General features: G+C 68.5%; 22 protein-coding genes and 1 pseudogene. 13 read left to right on the forward strand and 10 right to left on the reverse strand.

Features of this window, described 5'->3' with window-relative positions; translation table 11 throughout:
* Positions 1-8 precede the first annotated feature (8 nt).
* From WKR98_RS05445 to WKR98_RS05455, 3 genes are read left to right on the forward strand one after another with little or no spacing between them, the layout of a single operon-like run.
* On the forward strand, positions 9-977 hold the full coding sequence (locus WKR98_RS05445; RefSeq protein ID WP_341432304.1) for a TAXI family TRAP transporter solute-binding subunit: 969 nt from the start codon (positions 9-11) through the stop codon (positions 975-977).
* A gap of 28 nt (positions 978-1,005) precedes the next feature.
* Positions 1,006-1,989: a hypothetical protein gene (locus tag WKR98_RS05450; RefSeq protein ID WP_341432305.1), complete on the forward strand. Its 984-nt coding sequence runs from the start codon at positions 1,006-1,008 to the stop codon at positions 1,987-1,989.
* Positions 1,990-2,006: 17 nt separating this feature from the next.
* Positions 2,007-3,119 (forward strand): zinc-dependent alcohol dehydrogenase, encoded by a 1,113-nt coding sequence (locus WKR98_RS05455; protein WP_341432306.1) that lies wholly within the window; start codon positions 2,007-2,009, stop codon positions 3,117-3,119.
* Here the strand turns inward: WKR98_RS05455 and WKR98_RS05460 are convergent.
* The 4 genes from WKR98_RS05460 to WKR98_RS05475 all read right to left on the reverse strand — a co-directional run bounded on the left by WKR98_RS05460 (position 3,116) and on the right by WKR98_RS05475 (position 6,416).
* Entirely contained in the window at positions 3,116-4,000 is an 885-nt protein-coding gene (locus WKR98_RS05460) for a LysR family transcriptional regulator (protein WP_341432308.1), read from the reverse strand. The genes WKR98_RS05455 and WKR98_RS05460 overlap by 4 nt on opposite strands.
* 4 nt (positions 4,001-4,004) lie before the next feature.
* The gene (locus WKR98_RS05465; RefSeq protein ID WP_152798378.1) at positions 4,005-4,412 is read right to left on the reverse strand and encodes a DoxX family protein; all 408 of its coding nucleotides are present in this window, start codon (positions 4,410-4,412) and stop codon (positions 4,005-4,007) included.
* A gap of 88 nt (positions 4,413-4,500) precedes the next feature.
* Positions 4,501-5,310: a DODA-type extradiol aromatic ring-opening family dioxygenase gene (locus tag WKR98_RS05470; protein WP_341432309.1), complete on the reverse strand. Its 810-nt coding sequence runs from the start codon at positions 5,308-5,310 to the stop codon at positions 4,501-4,503.
* A gap of 137 nt (positions 5,311-5,447) precedes the next feature.
* Positions 5,448-6,416, reverse strand: a complete 969-nt coding sequence (locus WKR98_RS05475) for a LysR substrate-binding domain-containing protein (RefSeq protein ID WP_124687184.1) — start codon at positions 6,414-6,416, stop codon at positions 5,448-5,450.
* A gap of 102 nt (positions 6,417-6,518) precedes the next feature.
* Here WKR98_RS05475 and WKR98_RS05480 point away from each other — a divergent pair, with 102 nt between their 5' ends.
* Genes WKR98_RS05480 through WKR98_RS05490 form a run of 3 tightly spaced genes read left to right on the forward strand, consistent with a single transcriptional unit; the run spans position 6,519 to position 9,175 of the window.
* On the forward strand, positions 6,519-7,412 hold the full coding sequence (locus WKR98_RS05480) for an MBL fold metallo-hydrolase (protein WP_130356362.1): 894 nt from the start codon (positions 6,519-6,521) through the stop codon (positions 7,410-7,412).
* Between the two features lie 48 nt (positions 7,413-7,460).
* Positions 7,461-8,441, forward strand: coding sequence for a Bug family tripartite tricarboxylate transporter substrate binding protein (locus tag WKR98_RS05485; protein ID WP_238160250.1), 981 nt, complete (start codon positions 7,461-7,463; stop codon positions 8,439-8,441).
* A 2-nt stretch (positions 8,442-8,443) separates the two neighbouring features.
* Entirely contained in the window at positions 8,444-9,175 is a 732-nt protein-coding gene (locus tag WKR98_RS05490; RefSeq protein WP_341432310.1) for an alpha/beta fold hydrolase, read from the forward strand.
* A gap of 13 nt (positions 9,176-9,188) precedes the next feature.
* Here WKR98_RS05490 and WKR98_RS05495 read toward each other — a convergent pair whose 3' ends face one another.
* Positions 9,189-9,968: an AraC family transcriptional regulator gene (locus WKR98_RS05495; protein ID WP_341432311.1), complete on the reverse strand. Its 780-nt coding sequence runs from the start codon at positions 9,966-9,968 to the stop codon at positions 9,189-9,191.
* A gap of 107 nt (positions 9,969-10,075) precedes the next feature.
* On the opposite strand from WKR98_RS05495, the gene WKR98_RS05500 reads away from it, so the two are divergent.
* From WKR98_RS05500 to queC, 3 genes are all read left to right on the forward strand, one after another.
* Positions 10,076-11,308 (forward strand): MFS transporter, encoded by a 1,233-nt coding sequence (locus tag WKR98_RS05500; RefSeq protein WP_124687188.1) that lies wholly within the window; start codon positions 10,076-10,078, stop codon positions 11,306-11,308.
* A gap of 98 nt (positions 11,309-11,406) precedes the next feature.
* Positions 11,407-11,568, forward strand: a complete 162-nt coding sequence (locus WKR98_RS05505; RefSeq protein WP_192901781.1) for a DUF6726 family protein — start codon at positions 11,407-11,409, stop codon at positions 11,566-11,568.
* Positions 11,568-12,278 (forward strand): 7-cyano-7-deazaguanine synthase QueC, encoded by a 711-nt coding sequence (queC, locus tag WKR98_RS05510; RefSeq protein ID WP_124687189.1) that lies wholly within the window; start codon positions 11,568-11,570, stop codon positions 12,276-12,278. The genes WKR98_RS05505 and queC overlap by 1 nt, the downstream gene beginning before the upstream one ends.
* 13 nt (positions 12,279-12,291) lie before the next feature.
* Here queC and WKR98_RS05515 read toward each other — a convergent pair whose 3' ends face one another.
* The 5 genes and pseudogenes from WKR98_RS05515 to WKR98_RS05535 all read right to left on the reverse strand — a co-directional run bounded on the left by WKR98_RS05515 (position 12,292) and on the right by WKR98_RS05535 (position 17,971).
* Positions 12,292-13,359, reverse strand: coding sequence for an Rpn family recombination-promoting nuclease/putative transposase (locus tag WKR98_RS05515; protein ID WP_341432312.1), 1,068 nt, complete (start codon positions 13,357-13,359; stop codon positions 12,292-12,294).
* 101 nt (positions 13,360-13,460) lie between these two features.
* Entirely contained in the window at positions 13,461-14,426 is a 966-nt protein-coding gene (locus WKR98_RS05520) for a D-2-hydroxyacid dehydrogenase (protein ID WP_341432313.1), read from the reverse strand.
* 191 nt (positions 14,427-14,617) lie between these two features.
* Positions 14,618-15,874, reverse strand: a pseudogene (locus tag WKR98_RS05525) (malic enzyme-like NAD(P)-binding protein); the annotation flags it as partial.
* Between the two features lie 355 nt (positions 15,875-16,229).
* Positions 16,230-16,922: a GntR family transcriptional regulator gene (locus WKR98_RS05530; protein ID WP_124687193.1), complete on the reverse strand. Its 693-nt coding sequence runs from the start codon at positions 16,920-16,922 to the stop codon at positions 16,230-16,232.
* Between the two features lie 74 nt (positions 16,923-16,996).
* Positions 16,997-17,971, reverse strand: a complete 975-nt coding sequence (locus WKR98_RS05535) for a Bug family tripartite tricarboxylate transporter substrate binding protein (protein ID WP_341432314.1) — start codon at positions 17,969-17,971, stop codon at positions 16,997-16,999.
* Between the two features lie 151 nt (positions 17,972-18,122).
* Between WKR98_RS05535 and WKR98_RS05540 the strand changes: the two genes are divergently transcribed.
* The 4 genes from WKR98_RS05540 to WKR98_RS05555 all read left to right on the forward strand — a co-directional run bounded on the left by WKR98_RS05540 (position 18,123) and on the right by WKR98_RS05555 (position 23,036).
* Entirely contained in the window at positions 18,123-19,715 is a 1,593-nt protein-coding gene (locus WKR98_RS05540; RefSeq protein WP_341432315.1) for a class I adenylate-forming enzyme family protein, read from the forward strand.
* Between the two features lie 59 nt (positions 19,716-19,774).
* A complete protein-coding gene (locus WKR98_RS05545) occupies positions 19,775-20,548 on the forward strand; it encodes a citryl-CoA lyase (protein WP_124687196.1) in 774 nt (257 codons plus the stop codon).
* Positions 20,549-20,689: 141 nt separating this feature from the next.
* Positions 20,690-22,552: a PhoX family protein gene (locus WKR98_RS05550; RefSeq protein ID WP_341432316.1), complete on the forward strand. Its 1,863-nt coding sequence runs from the start codon at positions 20,690-20,692 to the stop codon at positions 22,550-22,552.
* 307 nt (positions 22,553-22,859) lie between these two features.
* Complete coding sequence (locus WKR98_RS05555; RefSeq protein ID WP_161567639.1) at positions 22,860-23,036, forward strand: hypothetical protein; 177 nt, start codon at positions 22,860-22,862, stop codon at positions 23,034-23,036.
* The last annotated feature ends 14 nt before the right edge of the window (positions 23,037-23,050 follow it).

Consider the following 23,050-nt stretch of genomic DNA (forward strand, 5'->3'; position numbering starts at 1 on the left):
GTTCCTTCATGCAACCCGCACTTTCCCGCTCGTACCACCTGCGCTTCGTCGGCGACTGGGGCCAGGCGAACTTCCACCGCATCTGCTCCTGGCTGTGCGAGGAGTTCTGCAAGCGCGCCGGACCGCGCAGCCGCGTGGCCATATGGAGCATACGCGCCGGCGGCATCGAGGCGATCGACCTGGTGCAGGAAGGCGAGGTGGACCTGTGCCTGGTGACGCCGGCGATGCTGATGCCGGCGGCGCTGACGGGCCAGTCCATCTTCCAGGGGCGCGCCGCGCCCAACCTGCGCTCGCTCGCGGTGCTGCCGCAGAACGACCGCATGGTGCTGGCGCTGCGCCCCGACCTGGGTATCCGTTCGTTCGAGGAGCTGCGCGGCCGCCGGCCGGCTCTGCGCATCGCCACCTCACGCAACGACGGCACCAATTTCATCGGCCACGTAAGCCGCCTGTTCATGGCGGCCCACGGCATCGACGAGGCCACGCTGGCGGCCTGGGGCGGGTCCTACGTCGAGGACACCAATCCTCGCGACAGCCTGGCGCGCATGGAGGCGGGCGAGGTGGATGGCGTGCTGCAGGAGGCGATCATGACGCCCTGGTGGGCGCGGATCGTGGAATCCGGACAGGCGGTGCCGCTGTCCGCGGAGCCTTCCGCCCTGGCCCGGTTGCACGCCGACCACGGCTTTCCGGCCAACCCGCTGCCCGCGGGCTACTGGAAGAACCTCGAGACGCCGCTGCAAGCCCTGGACTTCTCGGACTTCCTGGTGCTGGTGCGCGACGACATGGACGAGGAGGTGGCGCATCTCCTGACCTGGTGCCTGGTGGAGACGCGCGAGGCCATCGAGCGCCAGTACCGCCACCTGCCGCCGCAGCGCAGTCCGCTGTCCTATCCCATCGATCCCGCCAGGATGGCCCGGCCGTCCATCGCGCTGCATGCGGGCGCGCAACGCTACTACCGCGAGGCGGGGCTGCTGGGCTGAGCCCGCCCCGCCCGCCAAGGAGACCGCCGTGCCCGAAGTCCGTGAACACCTGGAGGCATTTCCCTTCGACGCGCCGCCTCGCGTGTTGCGCCGTCGCGAGGAACTGCTGCTGGCCGAGCCCCTGCCGGGCGGCGGCCGCCCTCCCCGCGCGTATCCGCCCGTCGAGGCGGTGCATTTTTCCGCCGAGTACGTGGACCAGCCTTTCGTGCCGCCGCGCGGCGTCTACGAAAGCGCGGCCATGCGGATAGAGTGGCAGACGATGAACGCCCGCCAGCCGTTCTACCACCGCAATTGCGGCGTGGACGAGATCTCGTTCCAGGTCTGCGGCGATCGCACGATCATGACCGAACTGGGCAGCGTGGACGTGGCGCCGGGCGAGTTCGCGCGATTGCCCGACGGCGTGGCCCACGACAACTACGGCCGCCGCGACATCCATCTCTTGTTCTACGTGCCCGGGCCGGTCGAGCGCCTGGGCACGGTGGACCGGCGTTCCGAGGCCAGGGTCCCGCCGTTTCCGGGCTGGTCGCCGGCGTCCCTGAACGAACTCGTCACCGAGGGCGTGGCCGGGCCGGGCCAGGACGTGGCGCTGTCGCCCATCGACGAACGGCTGCTGCTGGCCCATGCCGACGACACGCAGGAGCGGCTGGAGGTCTTGCGCATCGGTTCGGGCGTCGAATGGCTGTATCGCGGCCCCACGGCCATGATCGGAACCACGGCTGCCGCCGCGTCGACCGGACACGTCTATCGCCGGCTGCGCAACGCCGAGGAGATCCAGTACCAGGTCTCGGGCACGCGCACGCTGGTGACCCAGCGCGGCGTGCTGCGCCTGGCGCCCGGGGACTTCGTCCGCATTCCCCGCGCCGTGGCCTTCGCCAGCATTCACGCGGAGCCCAGCACGCATCTGTCGCTGGTCTCGACCCAACCCATCCCGCAGGTGGCGCAAGCCGCCCGCCAGGCCGAGCGAGTGACGCCGTCGGAAATCGACGCGCTGCGCCCTGGAAAATCGACTTGACACACAAGGACAGCAATATGAGCGACATGCTTGCCGCGCGCGCCCACCAGGGCGCGACCGAATTGCGGCTGGAGCGGGTGCCGGTGCCCGAGCCCGGCGCGCGCGACGTGCTGATCAAGGTCGCCTCCGCCGGCATCGCGCCCGGCATGATGAAGCTGCTCGAGCGCGGCCGTTTCAAGCACCTGCCGTCCACGCCCGGCCACGAGATCGCCGGCGTGGTCGTCGCGGCGGGACGCGAGGCCGACGCCTCGTTGGTCGGCCGGCGGGTGCGGGTGCATCCCATGCTGTCCTGCGGCGACTGCGTCTATTGCCGCACCGACCGCCAGCAACTGTGCGCCGAGACCGCCATGATCGGACACGCCGCGTTCGGCACCGGCAAGCTGGAGCTCTACGCGCGTTATCACGACGGCGGGCTGGCCGAGTACGCGCGTGCCCCGGACTGGCTGGTCGATCCCCTTCCCGACAACGTCAACTTCGACGTCGGCGCCAAGGTGCACGACCTGGCCAACGCCGTGCGCGCGCTCAAGTGCGCGGCCATCCCCGAGCCGGGGCGCCTGGTCATTACCGCCGCCACCGGCACCATGGGAACGGCCAGCATCCTGCTTGCCAGGTTCTACGGCGCGCGGCGCCTGGTGCTGGTGGCGCGGTCGCGCGAACGCCTGGAGGCGCTGCGGCCGCTGGCGGGCGACCTGCCGGTGGAGCTGGTCGCGCTGGACGAACTGGCGCCCGACTGGGCCGGCAGTCAGGGCCTGACCCGCCGGCTGCGCGAGCTGCTGCCGGGAGGCGCCGATGCCGTGCTGGACTATTTCCCCGGCGGCCCGGGCACGATGCAGGCGCTGCGCGCATTGGCCCTGGGCGGCACGCTGGTGCACATGGGCGGCAACGCCACGCCGCTGTCGATGACGGTGGCCGAGGCCATGCAGATGTGCTGGAAGATCGTCGGCACCCGGGCCTGCACGCGCTCGGACACCGACGCCGTCCTGGAGCTGCTGGCGTCGGGCCGGCTGAACGCCGATGCGCTGATCACCCACCACTTCCCGCTGGCCGAGGTGAACCGGGCCCTGCAGGTCATGCTCGATCGCAGCGAACCGATCTGGATGGCCGTGGTGCACCCGCAGGGGGCCGACTAGCCGAAGGCCTCGCTGAAAAAGTCGATGAAGGTCCGCACCTTGGGCGCCATGAATTTGCGGCTGGTATAGGCGGCGTACAGGGTCACGGAAGGCGGCCGGTACTGCGGCAGCAGGCGCACCAGCGCGCCGCTGTCCAGGTCGCCGGCGATCAGCCATTCCGGCAGGTAGCCGGGACCGATGCCCGCCAGCAGGCTGTGGCGCGCCAGGGACGAGTCGTCCGTCTTCAGCGCCGCGGGCACGCGCAGCGTCGCCGGCCCCGCGGGCCCCTGCAGCGGGATTTCCTCGGGCCGCTTGATGTAGGCGGGCAGGACGGCCGGCCGGTCGGCCAACTGGGCCGGCGACTCGAAGGGGCCGTGCCGGTCGACGTAGTCGCGCGAGGCCGCCAGCACGAAGCGGACTTCGCATAGCGGCCGCACGATCAGCGAGGGCGCGTTCTGCGCGGCGGTGGCGCGAAGGGCCAGGTCGAAGCCTTCCTCGGCCAGGTCCACCTTGTAGTTGCTCAGGCGCAGGTCGATGACCACGCGCGGGTAGCGCTCGCGGTAGCACGCCAGCATGCCGGCGAAGCGGCCGTTGGCGCACCAGACCGGCGCGGTGATCTTCAACTGGCCGCGCGGCTCGGCATGGCTGTCCTGCAGCGTGGCCTCGGCGTTGTCCAGCAGGTCCAGCGCTTCGCAGCACTGCTCGAAATAGACCTGTCCCGCCTCGGTCGGGCTGACGTGCCGGCTGGTGCGGTTGAGCAGGCGGGCGCCCAGGCTGCGTTCCAGATGGGCCAGGTGCTTGCTGGCCATGGCCGGCGAGATGCCCAGCTGCCCGGCCGCCCGCGCGAAGCTGCCCGCCTCGACCACGAGGCGGAACACCTTCATGCTGACCAGCGTGTCCAAGCGTTCAAGCCTTGCCGCGCGATGCGTCGATGCTGAAGGCGCCCGCGCCGGCCACGGCGAAGAACAGGAACACGAAGCAGTACAGCACCGCCGGTTCGCCGCCGTTCTGCAGCGGGCTCAGGAAGGCCTTGGGTGCATGCGCCATGAAGTAGGCCACGGCCGTGAAGCCGCACAGGATGAACGCCACCGGCCGGGTGAACAGGCCCAGGATCATCAGCAGGCCGCCGCCGATTTCCAGCACGCCGGCCAGGCCCATCAGCGAGAACAGCTGGATGCCTTGCATGCCCAGCGACGGAATGTCGAAGAACTTGGCCGTGCCGTGCTGCAGGAACACGTAGGCGATGACGATGCGCATGACGGCTTGCGCGCGGGGGGCCCAGATGGCGAGGGTGTCGTTGGTGGAGGTCTGCATTGGCTATTTCCTTCAAGAGTGACACGCGGGTGAAAAAGACTGTGTCCAGATCCAGGGCGCCCGTAGGGCGTAGGGGGGATGGGTTTCCTTACCCAAAGCGGGTGGCGGAGACGACTACGTTCATGACTTCATCCTGGAAGATGCGGCTGCCGGGGTCGTTGCCGGCCGCGCCCGCCGCCACCATCAGCGGCAGCAGGTGATCGGGCCGGGGCTGCGCGACGCGCGCGTCGGGCGCCGACGTCCAGTTCGCCAGCGCCTGTTCGCGGGCCTCGCGCGGCAGCGCCACGGTGTCGGCCAGCCAGTCGTCGAAGCGCTGCGAGGCCGGCTTGAACGCCGGCGCGAAGCCCCGCATGTTGTGGAAGCTCATGCCGCTGCCCACGATCAGCACGCCTTCGTCGCGCAGCGGCGCGAGCGCGCGTCCGGCCGCCAGGTGAGCCTCGGGATCCAGGCCCGTCTTCATCGACAGCTGGACGACGGGAACGTCGGCATCGGGAAAGATCAGCTTGAACGGCACGAACACGCCGTGGTCCAGCCCCCGCTCGGTGTTCGAGCCGCAAGCGATGCCCGCCTGCCCCAGCAGCTCGCGCACGCGGCCGGCCAGCGCGGGCGAACCGGGCGCCGGGTATTGCAGCCGGTAGGTGTGTTCGGGAAAGCCGTAGTAGTCGAACAGCAGCGGCGGGTTGGGACTGGCATTGACGGTGAAGTCGTCCTCTTCCCAGTGGCCGGAAATCACCAGCACCGCTTTGGGACGGGGGCCTGCCGACGCGGCGAGCCCCTTCAGGAAAGCGGCCATGCGGTCCCACATGCGGGGATCGCCGGGCCAGTCCATGAAGAAGCAGGGGCCTCCTCCATGGGGGATGAAGAACGTGGGCAGACGGTGGGCGCTCGAGGCGGACATGGCGGCTCCTGTGGCGTGGCCTTTGTCGGCAATATAGGCGCGTGCTGTCAGGCAATCAATCGTATAGAACGGAAGGGTTTGTTTCCTGTTTGTTGATGATCGTCAGTGCGGGACGAGGGGATTTCAGGCCCCAGCCTTTACTCCTGTTCCGCTTGCTGGCGCATTCCGGCGGCTTCTTCCCGGACCGCCCGCAGGAAGAATTCCAGCGCGGGCGAAGGCGCCACGTCCGAGCGTAGCACGACCCCCACCGAAGGCAAGGCCCACGACGGCCGGAAGTTCAAGATGGTCAGTATCCCCAGCCGGGCATAGTGCCGGGCGACGCCGCGGGGCATGGCGGCCAGCACGTCGGTATTGCGCAGCAGGACCTCGTTGGCCAGCAGCGAGACGGATTCGGCCAGCGGCACGCCCAGCGTGAGGCCTTGTTCGGCGAAATAGGCGTCGATGCGCTGGCGCAGCGGCGCATCGGGCGGGGGCAGGATCCAGGATTGCCGGGCCAGCGTGGCCGGCGTCACGCGGTTCGAGCGCGCGAGCGGATGTCCCACCCGCGCCACGACGTAGATGGGTTCGTCGTACAGCACTTCGGTGCGGAACATGGCCTGCGAGGCGCCCTGCATCAGGCGTCCGATGATGCAGTCCAGCTCGCCCCGCGCCAGCGCCGCCAGCAGCAGGTCGTTGGTGCCCTCCTGGATCATGACGGTGATGCCCGCATGGGCCTCGTGCATGCGCGCCAGCGCGCGCGGCACCAGCACCGGCAGCACCACCTGCAGCACGCCGGCGCGCACCCGGCCGGTGGCACCCCGGGTCAGCGCCTCGATCTCGTTGCGGGCCCCGTCCAGGTCCGCCAGCAGTACGCCGGCCTTCTGCACCAGCGTCTCGCCATAGGGCGTGGGCGAGATGCCGCGGCGCGAGCGCACGAACAGCGGCACGCCGAAGGCTGCTTCCAGTTCCACCAGCAGCTTGCTGGCGGCGGGCTGGGTCATGCCCAGGCGCGCGGCGGCCTTGTGCACGCTGCCGGTGGCGTGCAGCGCCTCGAGCAGGTCCAGGTGGCGCAGCCGCAGCCTGGAACGGATCTGGCGGACGGTAGGGATGCGGTAGGCGGTGTCCACAGTGTGATTCCTGTTGGTTTTCACTTGATTCTAAGAATTTATGCATTGGTAGTCACTGCGTGCCTACACTGGGCCCGTTTTTCCCCTACCCGCGAGACCCCGATGAAGATCACGATGCTGGGCACCGGCGCCGCCTTGCCCGACCCCGACCGAGGCCAGTCGGCCATCCTGCTGACGCTGGACGAAGACCGGCACTACCTGTTCGATTGCGGCGAGGGCGCCACGCGGCAGATGGTGCGCGCCAACGTGGACCCGGCCAAGGTGGGATTCGTCTTCCTGACCCACCTGCACCACGACCACATCTGCGACTACCCCTATTTCGTCATCTCCAGCTGGATGCTGAACAAGACCGGCGCGCCGCTGGTGCTGGGCCCCAAGGGCACCCGGCATTTCGTCGACCACCTGTTCGAGCACGGCGCCTTCCAGGCCGATTTCCGCGCCCGCAGCGCCTATCCCGTGCGCCAGCAGAACATCGAGGCGGCGCGGCCCGAGGTGCGCGAGGTTCAGCCCGGCGTGGTGTTCGAGGACGACAAGGTGAAGATTTCGGTGGACTGGGTCGAGCACATCCCGCGCGACATCTGCGAATGCTTCGGGGTGCGGGTCGAGGCCGAGGGCAAGGTCATCGCCTTCAGCGGCGACACCGCTCCCTGCGACGCCATGGTGCGGCTGGCCCAGGACGCCGACCTGCTGATCCACGAGTGCACCTTCCCCGAGTCCTTCATCGCCCACCGCGCCAAGACCGGTGTGGGAACCTATTCCCACACCAGCCCCACGGACCTGGGCAAGATCGCCCGCCGGGCCAACGTGAAGAGCCTGGTGGCCACGCACTTCGGCCACTTCGATTCCACCAGCCCGGTGCTCCGGCGCGCCGCCGCCAAGCACCTGCCGGTGGAACTGATGGGGCCGCACCTGATGGACGAGATCGTGACCGACATACGCAAGAACTACGACGGTCCGCTGCGCCTGGCGCACGACCTGATGCGCATCGACCTGTAGCGCCGCCGCGCCGGCGGCATCCGGCGCATCTTTCCAGGAGGGCATGCCGTGACCGATACCGTTAGCCGCCGTGCCGCGCTGTTCGCCGCCGGCCTCCTCTGTTGCCTTGCCGCCGGCGCACGAGCCGGCTATCCCGACCGGCCCATACGCCTCGTGCTGCCCTACGCACCCGGAGCAGCGGGCGACATCGCCATCCGCCAGGTGCAGCCGCTGCTGGAGAAGCGGCTGGGCCAGCCCCTGGTCATCGACTACCGTACCGGGGCGGGCGGCAACATCGGCGTGCAGGACGTGGTGCGCGCCAAGCCCGATGGCTACACGCTGGTGCTGGGGGCGACCAACAACTTCGTCATCAACCAGTTCCTGTATCGCAAGCTGGGCTTCGATCCGCTGGAGGACCTGGCGATGGTGGGCAAGCTGGCCGACGTGCCCGCCTTCATCTACATCAGCGCGGCGGTGCCGGCGCAGGACTACGCCGCCTTCGCGCGGTACGCCAGGCAGCACGCGGGCAAGCTGAACTACGGTTCGCCGGGGGCCGGCACCACACCCCATCTGTCGGCCTACATGCTGAGCGAGGCGATGCACGCGAACATGACCCACATTCCGTACCGCGGGTCGTCGCTGGGTGTGCAGGCCCTGCTGGCCAACGAGATCCAGCTCTACATCGGCGGCTACAGCATCGCCGCCTCGTACATGCCGCAAGGGCGCGTGCGCGCGTTGGCCGTCGCTTCGCCGACCCGCTATCCGGGCTTGAAGGAGGTGCCCACCGCGTCCGAGGCCGGCATGCCCGACGTCGTGCTCAGCAACTGGTGGGGCCTGGCGGCGCCCAAGGGCACGGATCCGGCGGTTATCGCGACCCTGTCGCAGGCGCTGAACGAGGTGCTGGCCATGCCCCAGGTGCGCGAGGCCTACGCCCAGGGCGGCTTCGTGCCGGGCAAGGGCTCGCCCGCCGAATTCGAGGCCGAACTGCGCGGCGAGGCGCGGCGCTGGCAGGATATCGTGCGCAAGTCCGGCGTGATGCTGGACAACTGACGATGGCGCGCGGCACGCCCTTGCTGTTGCTGCACGGCTTCGGCGCTTCGTCGGCCATCTGGCGGCCGACCATGGCGGCGCTGGCGGACCGCCGCTGCGCGGCCTTCGACTGGCCGGGGTTCGGCGCGCGCGGCGGCGAGCCGCCCTGCCCGGACCTGGCGGGCTTCGCCGCCGAGGCCCTGCGGCAGGCCGATGCGCAGGGCCTCGCGCGGTTCGACGTGCTGGGGCATTCGATGGCCGGCTTCATCGTGCAGGAATTGCTGCGCGCGCATCCGGCGCGCGTGCGCCGCGCGGTGCTGTACGGCGCGGGACTGCGCATCGATCCGCGCCGCCGCTTCGAGCCGGCCGAGCGCACCATCGCCCGGCTGCGCGAGGACGGCGTGGCGTCCTGCGTGCGCCGCGTAGCGGCGGCGTGGTTCGCGCGTGGCGAGGACGACCCGCATCATGCCCCCTGTGCCGAGGACGGCGCGCGCATGTCGGAGCAGGCGGGCATCGCCGCGATCGAAGCCATGCAGCGGGCGGATTTCACCGGCAGGCTGGACGGCGTGACGGCGCGGGTGCTGGTCATCCTGGGCGAGCATGACCATACGCATCCGCCCGATGCCGGCCTGGCGCTGCGCCAGGCCATTCCGGGCGCCAGCCTGTGCGTGCTGCCGGGCTGCGGCCACGCGGCGCACCTCGAGCGCGAGGACTGGTTCAACGCCGTCGTGGCGGATTTCCTGGACCAGCCCTGACCGGAGACGCCGGCTACTGGTCGAAGAAGGCGCTCGGCGCCACGCCGAACTGCCGTTTGAACATGGTCGAGAACGCGCTGGGGCTGGCATAGCCCAGCTCCAGCGCCACGTCCAGGATCTTCGCGCCCTCGGCCAGGCGCTCCAGCGCGGCCAGCAGCCGCGCCTGCTGGCGCCATTGGCCGAAGGTCATGCCGGTTTCGCGCACGAAAAGACGGTGCACGGTCTTGGCGTCCACGCCCAGCCGGTGCGCCCAGCCCTGGGCGGTGGTCTTGTCGTCGGGGGCGGCGACGATGGCCTCGCACACCGCCTGCAGGCGCGGCTCGGCGGGACGGGGCAGGCGCAGCGGCAGCGTGGGCAGTTGCCGCAGCTCGTCCAGCAGCAGCCGCATCACCCGGCCGTCGCGGGTGTGCTCGTCGTAGGGGCCGTGGATGTCGATCGCCGCCAGGATCAGCTCGCGCAGCAGCGGCGAGATCGCCATGACCGAGCAATGGGGCGGCAATTGCCGGGAGGCCTCCGCATGGATGTAGGCCGTGCGCATCCGTACCGCTCCCACCATGCGCAGTTCGTGGCGCACCGAAGGCGGCATCCACAGGGCCCGGGTGGGCGGTACGACCCACCGCCCCATCTCGGTATGCGCGACCACCACGCCATACAGCGCGTAGACCAGTTGGCCCGACGGATGCTGGTGCGGACCGGTGCGGTAGTCCGGCGGGAAGTCCTTGGCCATGGCCGTGACCGGCCGCTCGCGGCGGTCGTAGTCGTGGTAGTCGGGAAAAGGGAGGCTTTTGTCCATTTCTAGAAGGCGTGTGCCTTATTTTCGCAAGACAGGCGCAATCTGGACAGGTACGCTTACGAAAATACGTAAAAACCCTGAGCCCATCGGGCATATCCAGAGACCCCATGCAAAGCGTCAACCCTGCCCAAGTTCCGCCCGCCCAGGCTGAACGCACCGGCTTCAAGATACTGGGCGCGATCAGCTTCTCGCACTTCCTGAACGACATGCTGCAGTCGCTGATCCTGGCGGTGTATCCGCTCCTGAAAAGCGAGTTCTCGCTGTCGTTCACGCAGATCGGCCTGATCACGCTGCTCTATCAGTTGACCGCGTCGCTGCTGCAGCCGCTGGTCGGTTTGTACACCGACCGTAATCCCAAGCCCTATTCGCTGCCCATGGGCATGGCGTGCAGCATGGCCGGCATCGTGCTGCTGGCCTTCGCGCCCAACTACGCCATGCTGCTGGTGGCCGCGGCGCTGCTGGGCACCGGGTCGTCCATCTTCCATCCCGAGTCGTCGCGCGTCGCGCGCCTGGTGTCGGGCGGCCGCCACGGCCTGGCGCAGTCCATCTTCCAGGTGGGCGGCAATGCCGGCAGCGCCATGGGTCCGCTGCTGGCTGCCTGGTTCATCATCCCGCGCGGCCAGGACAGCCTGGCGTGGTTCGCGCTGGCCGCGCTGCTGGCCATGGTCGTGCTCTACCAGGTGGGCGCCTGGTACAAGCGGCAGCACCTGTCCGGTCCGCGCAAGGCCCGGCCGGCGGCGCCCGCGCCCACGCTCAGCCGCGGCACCGTCACGGGTTCGATGGCCATCCTGCTGACGTTGCTGTTCTCCAAGTATTTCTACATGGCGAGCTTCACGAGCTACTACACCTTCTACCTGATGGACCGCTTTGACGTCTCGGTGCAGGCCGCGCAGATGCACCTGTTCGCCTTCCTGATCGCGGTCGCGCTGGGCACGATACTGGGTGGCCCCATCGGCGACCGCATCGGCCGCAAGAAGGTGATCTGGGGGTCCATCCTGGGCGTGGCGCCCTTCGCGCTGGTGCTGCCCTACGTGGACCTGGCGTGGACCGGCATCCTGAGTTTCGTCATCGGCCTGATCCTGGCGTCGGCCTTCTCCGCGATCCTGGTGTTCGCGCAGGAGCTGATGCCGGGCAAGGTGGGTACCGTATCGGGCCTGTTCTTCGGCTTCGCGTTCGGCATGGGCGGCCTGGGGGCCGCGGTGCTGGGCAAGGTGGCCGATGTGACCAGCATCGAATACGTCTACCACCTGTGCTCGTTCCTGCCGCTGCTGGGCCTGTTGACCGCCTTCCTGCCGGACCTGGGCCGGCCACGCGCCAAGCCGGTCCTGGCCAAGGCCTGACGGGCCGCCTGCCGGGAGCCGTGGGCTCCCGGTGCATGACACGCCATCCGATGGTGCTACCCTGGTGGCGACACGCACGATTCTCCTGCCAGGGCTACATGAAAAGTCTTCTGCTTGCCTTCGTCTTCGCCACCGCGCTGAACGGCTGCGGCGTGGTGGCCGCGCCTTGCCGCATCGCCTCCGCCGGCCTCAAGATCGTTCCCGTGGTGGGCGACATTGCCGCGGCGCCCACCGACGCCTGCGCGGCGGTCATCGATTGATGGACGCACGCAAGGCCCTCGTCCTGTTCTCCGGCGGCCAGGACTCCACGACCTGTCTGGCCTGGGCCCTGGACCGCTATGCGCGGGTCGAGACCGTGGGCTTCGACTACGGCCAGCGCCATCGCGTGGAACTCGATGCCCGCCGCAACGTGCTGCGCGAAGTCCATGCCCGCTTCCCGGACTGGTCGCCCCGGCTGGGCGAGGACCACGCCATCGACCTGTCGGTGCTGGGCGCGCTGAGCGATACCGCGCTTACGCGCGACACCGAGATCAGGCTGACGGACGCCGGACTGCCCAACACTTTCGTCCCGGGGCGCAACCTGGTCTTCCTGACCATGGCCGCGGCGCTGGCCTATCGCCGCGGGCTGGAGGTCGTGGTCGGCGGCATGTGCGAAACCGATTTCTCCGGCTATCCCGATTGCCGCGACGATACCGTCAAGGCCTTGCAGGTCGCGGTGTCGCTGGGCATGGGGCAGCGCTTCACCTTCGAGACGCCGCTGATGTGGCTGGACAAGGCTCAGACCTGGCAACTGGCCCAGGACCTGGGCGGCGACGCGCTGGTCGAGGTCGTGGCCGAGCATAGCCATACCTGCTACCTGGGCGATCGCAGCAAGCGATTCGACTGGGGTTACGGATGCGGGACCTGCCCCGCCTGCGAGCTGCGGGCGGCGGGGCATGCGCGCTGGCGGCAGGTGCCGGGCAGCGTGTAGCGCCGCTTGCGGATTATTCGCCGAAGACCTCGGCCAAGGTGGCGGCATCCAGCAGGTTGGCGGACCAGGTTTCCAAGTCGAGGCCCGACGCGTCGCGCAGGCGCTGGATCGTGGCATCGGGCAGGGGGCCGAAGCGGCGGGCCAGGAGACGTTCGAGCAGGGCGGACTCGCCTTGCCGGCGGCCTTGTTCAAGTCCTTGTTCAAGTCCTTGTTCGAGACCTTGTTCGAGACCTTGTTCGAGACCTTGTTCAAGTCCTCGCGTGAGACCCTGTTCCAACCCTGTCCGAGTCGCGTAGGCCAGCGCCGCCGCATCGTCGGCGATCGCCTTCTCGCGGGCATACGCGCGCCAGCGCGCATCTTCGTCCATGGTCAGGACCTTCAGCCTGCCGACCGCTTCGCGCACCGGTTCGTGGGTGATGTCCTTCATGCTGGCTTCCTCCCATCCGTGCTGGAAACACGCGACCCAGGCCGACAGCGCCGCCGGCAGGCACCCCAGGCGCTCCGCCTTGGGTAGTTCGATTATATGCAGTTGGAGTTCCTTGCCCAGTCGTATCGTGGGCTGGCGCCGGTCGCGCAATTCGAAACGCCAGTCCGCCTGCCCGGGATCGTCGAACAGATCGTGCGCCAGGAAATGGATGGCGATCGCCGGCTTGAGCAGTTCATAGTCCTGGCCCCGCTGGATCTGCTCGGACAGCGTGCGGGCCAGGTAGTAGGCGCTGCGGGCCGGCCAGCGCTCGTAGCGCCGCACCTGCATCTCGATGTTGTAGAGCTGGCCGGTCGCGTCGCGCGCGTGCAGATCCAGCACGATGGTCTTGCCGTCCAGATCGCAGGCATCGAGCTGGGGGTTGAGAATGCGTTCGACGACGATGGGAGTCTCGTCGTGGCGCACGGCGTTGATCAGGTCGGCCAGCAGATGCGGCGCGCGCGTGAACAGCAGCTTGAAGACCAGATCGTTGCGCAGGTCGAGGAGAGGGGGCGGCGCCCGTCGGGAGGAATCTGCCGGAAGCGGCTGCTCCGGCTCCGACAGCGTGAAGGCGGGCCTGGGGGCGGAGGACGGGACGAAGCCGACGGTGGGCTGCATGAGAGATCCTTGACAGACCCCTCTACCCTAGCCCCGTTCCGTGCTCATGGACGATCCATGGCCACGGATCGTCCATGAGGAATTGCGCGTATGCGCGAGTTCTACTTCGGCAGGACCACGTTGCGCGGCTTGCCCGCGACGAAGGCTTCCAGGTTGTCCACCAGCTGGTCGGCCAGCGTCTGCATGGCTTCCTGGCTGGCCCAGGCCACGTGCGGGGTCAGGATGAAATTGGGTTGCCCGACGTGCAGCAGCGGATTGGCGTCGGTGGGCGGTTCACCATCGGCCACGTCGAAGCCGGCGCCGGCGATGGTGCCGGCGCGCAGGGCCTCGGCCAGCGCCGCCTCGTCCACCAGCCCGCCGCGGGCGGTGTTGATGAGCAGTGCGGTGGGCTTCATGGAAGCCAGTTCGGCGCGGCCGATCATGTTGCGCGTCGCGGCGCTGAGCGGCAGGTGCAGCGTGACGACGTCCGCGGTGCGCAGCAGTTCCGGCAGGGGCAGGTTCACGATGCCCGGCTCGTCCACCGGCGAGCGGCTGGCGACGCAGATCTCCATGCCGAAGGCGCGGCCCAGCGCGGCCACCGATCGTCCCAGCGCGCCGTAGCCGACGATGCCCAGCCGGCTGCCGGCCAGGTCGCGTATGGGGTAGTCGAGGAAACAGAACTGCTGCGACCGCTGCCACTTGCCGGCTTCGACGTCGGCGGCATAGGCGCGCAGGTTGCGCCGCAGCGCCAGGATGAGCGCGAAGGTGTGTTCGGGCAGCGAGGCCGTGGCGTAGTTGCGGATGTTCGATACGACGATGCCGCGTTCCTGGCAGGCGGCCAGGTCGATGATGTCCGTGCCGGTCGCGGCCACGGCGATCATCTTCAGCCCCGGCAACTGGTCCAGTTCGGCGCGGCGCAGCGGCACCTTGTTGGTGACGGCGATGGACGCATCCTTCAATCGCGCCACGACCTCATCGCGCGAGGAAATCTCGTGATCGACCCAGGCGTGAGAGAAGGCGGGTGGCCGGATGGTGGCCTGCAGGCTGGCCCGGTCCAGGAAGACGATCTTGTGCGTGAACGACGACATGAGAAGCCCTCAATGGATGGATCCCCCCTACGCGCTTCGCGCGCCCCCAAGGGGGCGGCACTGGCGGACCGGCAGAGCCGGATCCGCTGTGCCCTGGATGGGTATCCAGCAGGTGATGATCCGCACGCCGCCAGGGCGGAAGGCAAATTGCCGTTCCACTCCTGCGCCAGCGTGTGGGAAGACTACTTCAGCAGCGACTGGCGATAGGCGTCGATGTCGCCGATGGGACGGCGCGCGACGCCCGAATCCATCGCGGCCAGCGCGACGGCGGACGCGACTTCGCTGATCAGGCGGGGGTCGAACGGCGTGGGGATGAAGTAGTCCGGGCCGAACTCCAGCTTGTGGTTGGGATAGGCCTTGGCGACTTCGGGCGGGATGGGCTGCTGCGCGAGATTGGCGATGGCGTTCACGCAGGCGAGCTTCATTTCGTCGGTGATGCGCATGGCCTCCACGTCCAGCGCGCCGCGGAACAGGAAGGGAAAGCAAAGGACGTTGTTGACCTGGTTCGGGTAGTCCGAACGTCCCGTCGCGATCAGGCAGTCCGAGCGGACGGCGCGGGCCACTTCCGGACGGATCTCGGGTTCGGGATTGGCCAGCGCCAGGATCAGGGGGCGCAGCGCCATGGTCGAGACCATTTCCGGCGTCAGCAATCCGGCGGCGGAGCATCCCAGGAAGACGTCGGCGTCCTTGACCGCGTCGGCCAGCGTGCGCGCGGCGCTGGTGGAGGCATAGCGCGACTTGTTGAATTCCATCGACGCGTCGCGGCCTTCGTAGACCACGCCCTTGGAGTCCACCAGCAGGATGTTTTCCTTCTTCAGCCCCTGGCGCACCAGCAGGTCCAGGCACGCGATGGCCGCGGCGCCGGCGCCCGAGCAGACCAGCTTGACCTGGTCCAGCGACTTCTCGGCCAGCTTCAGGCCGTTGACGATGCCGGCGGAGGCGACGATGGCCGTGCCGTGCTGGTCGTCATGGAAGACCGGGATCGACATGCGCTCGGTCAGTTTGCGCTCGATGTAGAAGCACTCGGGCGCCTTGATGTCCTCGAGATTGATGCCGCCGAACGTGGGCTCCATCATCGCGATGGCGTCGACCAGCTTGTCGGGGTCCGTCTCGGCCAGTTCGATGTCGAAGACGTTGATGCCCGCGAACTTCTGGAACAGGCAGGCCTTGCCTTCCATGACGGGCTTGGCGGCGTACGGGCCGATGTTGCCCAGACCGAGTACGGCGGTGCCGTTGGAGATGACCGCCACCAGGTTCGAGCGCGACGTGTAGTAGCGCGTGGCCTGCTGGTCGTTGGCGATGGCTTCGCACGCGGCGGCGACGCCGGGGGAATAGGCCAGCGACAGGTCGTGCTGGTTGTCGAGGGGCTTGGTGGGGACGACGGAGATCTTTCCGGCGATGGGGAACTGATGATAGGCGAGCGCCTGATCGGTAAGCGAAGAATCCATTGTTTTATATGTAGAACAGTAGCGGCACGTGAACGAACATTGTATGCCCGGTTGAGCACGGCACGGCGCTTGGCCTGGCCCGCCGGGCCGCCTGGGGCGGTGCATTCGCGGCCGCACGGGCAGGGCGTGGCAAGGGTCGATGCGCATCGCAACGATCATGCGACGCAGCATCGCGCGGCGGGGTCTTGTGGGGGGCGAGAGGGTTTGCGTATGCCATGGCGAGGGCCGTGCGCGTACGCGCCCGAGGATGCTGCGTTACAACAAACAAGCGCGGCCAAGGTCCCGGCACCGGGTCGTACATGACGGCGCGGGCGATAGTTGCGGAGAGGCAACTATCGCCGGCCCGGGGCGCGCGTCACAGCGCGCGAAGCATGCGGGTCAGCCGCACCTTGTAGGCGGCGCGGATGTGTTCGCGCGTGATGCGTTCGGCAAGATCGGGGTCGCGCTGCTCCAGCGCCGCCACCATTTCCTGGTGTTCGCGCGAGCTGCTGTCGGCGCGCCCCGGTATGGTCAGCGTGGTGGGGCCCAGCAGCGCCATCGATTCCTGCAGCGAATTGAGCGTCTTCAGCAGATAGCGGTTGTGGGCGCAGCGGTACAGCGTGTCATGGAAGAAGCGGTTGTTGATGGCGAGCTGCTCGGGCTGGCCGGCCAGGTGGGCATCGCGGTCGGCGATCTCCCGCAGGGCCGAGACTTCCACGTCGGAGGCGTGGCGCGCGGCCAGCCGCGCGGCCGTGCCTTCCAGCACCTCGCGCATGACGTACAGCTCGTTGACCATGCTCTGGTCGAGTTCGGTCACGATGAGTCCGCGGCCCGATTCGTTCACGAGGAGCCCTTCGTTCTCCAGGCGGCTCAGGGCCTCGCGCACGGGCGTGCGGCTCAGGCCCAGCAGTTCGGCCAGCTCGATCTCGCGCAGGCGCGTGCCGGGAGCCAGTTCGCCGGTGTGGATGGCGGTGCGCACATACTGGTAGGCCTGCTCGCCGCGCGAGCACGAGGTCTGTCCCAGGCTTTTCGCGCTGGGCACGGCGGGCGCCGCTTTCTTTCTGGGCATGGACGGCGGAATGGCGGGTGGCAAAGCAGGGATCATAACCAAGTCCGTCCCTTGCCTCCGCTTGCCGCGTTCGTTCAAGGCGAAGCCGTCGTGGCCTTGGAAGGTTTGAGCAGCTTGCTCCAGCGGGCGATCTCCTCGCGCACGAAGCGGTCGAATTCTGCCGGCGACGACACGCGGACCTCGCCGTCGATGACCTCGAACCGCTTGGCGACCTCCGGGTCGGCGAGGCTGGTGCGCAGCGCGCCGTTGATCTTGTCGATGATGGGCTTGGGCGTGCCCGCCGGCGCGAACATGCCCCACCACACCACCGCCTCGAAATCCTTGACGCCCTGTTCGGCGATGGTCTTGACGTCGGGCGCCGACTGCAGGCGCCGCAGTCCGCTGGTGGCCAGCAGCTTGGCCCGCTTGCTGTCCAGGTGGGGTTTGATCTGCGACAGGCCGGTAAACGCGAGGTCCACGTGGCCGCTGGCGACGTCGAGCATGGCGGGTCCGGCGCCGCGATAGGGCACGTCCAGGATGTTGGCGTGGGTGGCGGCCTTGAACAGCTCGGTGGCCAGGTGCGAGGCGGATCCCTCGCCCGAGGTGGCGATGGTCAGCTTGCCCGGCTGCCTGGCGGCCAGTTCCAGCAATTGGGGGATGTCGTTGGCGGGCAGGTTGGCGCGCGCGGCCAGCCCCATTGCATAGGTGATGACCAGGCCGATGGGCGCGAAATCATCCGGCGTCCGGTAGGGCAGCCTGGGCAGCAGCGTGGGGTTGGTGGCGAAGCTGGGGCTGACGATCAGCAACGTGTAGCCGTCGGGCTCGGCCTTGGCGACGGCCTCGGTGCCCGTCACGGTATTGCCGCCACCGCGGTTGTCGATGATGACCGGCTGCTTCAGCGTGGCCGACAGCTTGTCGGCGAAGGCGCGGGCGATGAAATCGCCGCCGCCGCCCGCGGCGAACGGCACCACGATACGGACGGGTTTTTCGGGATAGTGGTCGGCCGGCGCGGCGTGGCCGGGCAGGGCGAAAGCGGCCAGACAGACCGCTGCGCCGAATGCGTGCTTCATGTCTCCTCCTGAGGGGGCCGGGGTTCGTGCCCGTTGCGCCGCCGCAGGCGGGGGTCGGGCGCTATCAGTATGCGTTTGAATACAATTGTGCACGCACGTATCCAGGAAGTAAACTGGCAAGGTCGAATTCTCTGTTTCCGGCCGCTCGACCATGAAAAGTCCGCTCGAAGTCCTGAACCGCTATCGTCCCCACGACGGGACCCTGCACGATGCTTTCCGGAGCCGGTGCGCCGACCGCGCGTCCCAACCTTTCCTGATCCAGGATGGCGAGTGCTGGAACTGGGGCGAATTCGGCCAGCGGTATGAACACCTGGCCCATGTCCTGGCCGCGCGGGGGATAGGACCCGGTTCGCGCGTGGCGGTGGTCGGGCGCAACGACCGGGCACACGTGCTGGCGCTGTTCGCGCTGGCCCGGCTGGGGGCCACCATGGTGCCGGTCAATCCCGATTTCGGTCCGCGCGAGATGGACTACGCGCTGCGGCACGCCGAGGTGCAGGGCATCCTGGTCCAGACGCGCCTCCTCGATCTGGTGCGGCCGATCGCCGCCGCGCTTCCGGCTCCTCCCTGGCTGATGGCGACGGACGGCCCGGCGGACGATGCCGGCTCGCTGGCCGCCGCGCTGGCGCAGTCCGTGGCCGAGGGTGCGCTACCCGTCCCGGCGGCGTCCGATACCTGCGTCATCATCTATACCTCCGGCACCACGGGCTTCCCCAAGGGGGTCATGCACAGCCAGTACAACCTCGTGACCGCGGGCGAGGCCAACGTCGCGCGCGTACACCTGCAACCGGACGACAGGCTGATGGTCATCCTGCCGTTCTTCCACATGAACGCGCTGTTCTATTCGGTGGGCGGCGTGCTGGCATCCGGGGCGGCGATGATCCTGGTGCCGCGCTTCTCCGCCTCCACCTTCTGGCAGGTGGCGGCCGACAACGGCGCCACGGTGGTCAACATCATCGAGGCCATCGGCACCATCCTGGCGTCCCGCGACCGGCGCGAGTACCGGCCCGATCACCGCCTGCGGGTGGTGTACGGCGTGCGCAGGAAGTCGGCGCCCGCGTTCCGCGACGAGTTCGGCGTGCCGCACCTGTTCTCGGGATTCGGCATGACCGAGATCCCGGGCGTCACCTGCAATCCCTACGACGGGCCCGACAAACCGGGCAGCATGGGCGTGGTGGCCGCGCACCCGGATCCGGCCCGGCCCTGGGCGCGATGCCGGGTGGTGGACGACGCCGGCCACGACGTGGGCGTGGACGAGATCGGTGAACTGTGGGTGGCCACGCCCATCGTCATGCAGGGATATTTCCGCGACCCTGAACAGACCCGCCAGGCCTTCGACGGCGAGTGGCTCAAGACCGGCGACCTGGTCCGGCGCGATGCCGACGGTTTCTTCTTCCACGTCTCGCGCAAGAAGGACATCATCCGGCGCCGCGGCGAGAACATCGCCGCCGCCGAACTCGAAATGGTCATCAACGAGCACCCCGCCGTGTTCGAGGCGGCGGCCCTGGCCGTGCCCTCCGAACTGGGCGAGGACGAGATCCTGGTGGTGGTGGCGCCGCGCCCGGGCGCCGCGCTGGCCGAGGCCGACGTGGCCGAGTGGTGCCGTGCCCGGCTGGCGGCCATCAAGGTGCCGCGCTACGTGGCGCTGCTGCCGGAGCTGCCGCACACGCCCACGCACAAGATCGCCAAGAACCTGCTGCGCGACGATCCCGCCGTCAGGGAGCGGACCGTGGACTTGCAAGCCTGAACCCATCGCCCGCCTGCCGCGGGCACAATGCGAACCGGACATCGAAGGAGACACGACCCATGGCCAAGCGCAAGCAACTGAAGACCGACATCTGCTGGAGCACCGAAGACAAGATCACCATCAAGGGGCTGGACCTGTGCCAGGACATCATGGGGAAGGTGTCGCTGGGCGACATGGCTTTCCTGGAAATGATGGACCGCCTGCCCAACGAGCGCGAGTCGCGCGTGTTCAACGCGCTGGCGGTGATCCTGGTCGAGCACGGCATGACGCCCAGCGCCATCGTGACCCGCATGACGCTGGCGGGCGCGCCCGAGGCCATGCAGGCGGCGGTGGCGGCCGGGCTGAGCGGCTTGGGCAGCGTATTCGTCGGCAGCATGGAGAATGCCGCCCGCATGCTGCAGGATGCGTTGCCGGATCCGGCCCAGCCCGGCGACATCGCCGCCCTGGCCGCCCGCATCGTCGACGAGCACGCGGCGCGCGGCCGTACGGTTCCCGGTATCGGCCATCACATCCACAAGCCGGTCGATCCGCGCGCCCCGCGTCTGTTCGAGATCGCCCGTGAAAACGGCTACGGCGGCCCTTACGTGGCCCTGATGCAGGCGGTAGCCGAGGCGGCGCAGGCGCGCCTGGGCAAGAGCCTGCCGGTCAACGCCACCGGCGCCATCGCCGCGGTGGCCAGCGAACTGGGCATTCCCTGGCGCGTGGTCCGGGGCATAGGCGTCATGTCGCGGGCCATCGGGCTGGTGGCGCACGTGCTGGAAGAACTGCGCGAGCCGATGGCCCGCGAGATCAAGGCCATGGTCGAGGAAGAAGCCACCGCGCACCTGCGCTGATTCCCGACAGGCGCTTCCGGGTCCGCCCCGAGGGGCGGACTTTTTTCGTCCGTAACCCGGATGTCACATGGGTCTTTTAACCTCGCGCTCGGTCAAGCTGACAAGCAGCTTAATGCCGTCTTTCCACACCACGAGGTTTGAATGTCCTATCTGACAGATAAATTGCGCGCTCCGTCCCGCGAGGCGCAGGGAGAAGTCACCGTCCCCGGCCAGATGTTCGACGAGATCGTCGCCGCCAACCCCGCACGCCGCACGTTGCTCAGGAACAGCTTCGGCCTGTCGATCCTGTCGGTCTTCGGTGCGACGACGCTGGCCGCCTGTGGCAGCGATGGCGATTCCGCGCCGGCGCCGGGTGGCGGTGGAGGCGGCGGTGGCGGTGGCGGTACCGATCCGGTCGGCCCCGACTACTCGGTCAAGTTCGAGCGGCTGGCCGACAAGATCACGGCCGACACCGTGACCGTGCCCAAGGATTACCAGGTGCAGGTCCTGTATTCGGCCGGCGACAAGTGCGAGGCGGGTTCCGCCGGATACGCCGGCACGCCCCAGTCGTGGCCGGACACCGAGACGCAGGCCGGCGGCCAGCACGACGGCATGCACTACTACGCGCTGGACGGCGTCGATCCCAACAAGGGCGGCCTGCTGGTCCTGAACCACGAAAGCACCGATAACGCCACGCTGAACCTGACCGTGGAAGGCACCAAGACGCGCCTGTCCAACGTCGGCGTCTCGGTCGTCGAGATCGCGCGCGGCGACGACGGCAACTGGACGGTCAAGGCCAACTCCCGCTACAACAAGCGCTATACCGGCAACACCGTCTACAACGTCGGCGGCCCGGCCGCCTCGGCGGTCAACGGCACCCGCAAGGTGGTGGGCACGCTGAACAACTGCGCCAGCGGCCCGACGCCCTGGGGCACGTACCTGACCTGCGAAGAGACGACTGACAACTACCTGGATCCCACGCAGGACGAGAAGGGCTACGGCTGGGTGGTCGAGATCGATCCCCAGACGCCGACCTCGACCGCGGTCAAGCGCACCGCCATGGGCCGCTTCGACCACGAGAACACCGCCTACATGACGAACGAGGCCAACCGCGTCGCGTTCTACATGGGCGACGACGGCACGCCGGGCTGCATCTACAAGTTCATCCCCAGCAAGGCCTACGATCCCAAGAACCGCGCGGCCAACCTGAACCTGCTGGACGAAGGCACGCTGTACGCCGCCCGCTTCAACGACGACGGCACCGGCAACTGGGTCGAGCTGACGCATGGCAAGAACAACCTCACGCTGAACGCCATCGATCCGGGCAACTACACGCAGACCGCGCCGGACCAGCCGCCCAAGCCCGTCATCGTCAACTTCGCCAGCCAGGCCGACGTACTGATCAACACCAAGGTCGCCGCGCGCGTGGCCGGCGCCACGCTGATGGACCGCCCCGAGTGGATCACGGTGGGCGTGGACAAGGCCGTCTATTGCACGCTGACCAACAACGGCAGCCGCAAGCGCACCAGCGCCGCCAACCCGCGCATCAGCAATTCGCACGGCCACATCGTGCGCTGGAAGGAACGCGGCGATTCTCCGCTGGCCACGACCTTCGAATGGGAACTGCTGCTGCTGGCCGGCCAGGACCCGGCGGACGGCGCCGCGGCCAACGTGACCGGCAACATCAAGGGCGACGAGTTCTCCAGCCCCGACGGCATCCGCGTCGATCCCCAGGGCCGCCTGTGGGTGCAGACCGACTCGGGCACGGGTTCGAACATCACCGACATCTTCGGCAACAACTCGATGTACTACATCGACCAGGAAACGGGCGAATCCAAGCGCTTCCTGGTGGGCCCCAAGGGCTGCGAGATCACGGGGATCGCCTATACCCCCGACCTCGCGACCTTCTTCATCAACATCCAGCACCCGAACGGCGCGTGGAACACCAAGCGCGCCGGCGGCGGCGACGCGCGGTCCGCCACGATCGTGGTCAGCCGGAAGGACGGCAAGCCCGTGGGCGCCTGAACAATCAAGGAGGGGGCGTTGCCGCGGTTAGGCACACCCCCATTTACAGCCCGGATGGCCTGGCCATCCGGGTTTTTTTTGGTATTTCCTTACATATGTCCTGCGCCGCCTATCCGCCCGGTCATCGGACTGACATGGCGCATGCGGACAATCCGGCCCGTCACGTGATGAATGTCCAGGGGCCTGAAAGCAAGAGTTGGCGCAGATTATTGCGCTAGCGTGCGCTTGCTCTACCGTATCGCGCAAGCGGTTTTCCACGCTTGCGCGGGCGGGCCAGGCCGTTGTCCAACGCCAACGACCTTCGATCATGAAAACGACCTCCTTGTACGTTTTGCTCGGCAGACCGCTGCTGGGCTCCGGTACGCTGTGCCTGGCGCTCCTGCTTGCCGCCTGTGGCGGCGATGACGGCGGCGGATCGCCGGGGGGCGACGGCGGAACCACGCCTCCCGCCTGCACGACGGCCCATTGCGCGCCCGCGCCCTGAGCGGGCGCTTGGCC

The sequence above is a fragment of the Pigmentiphaga sp. YJ18 genome (assembly GCF_038066655.1).
GTDB lineage: Bacteria > Pseudomonadota > Gammaproteobacteria > Burkholderiales > Burkholderiaceae_B > Pigmentiphaga.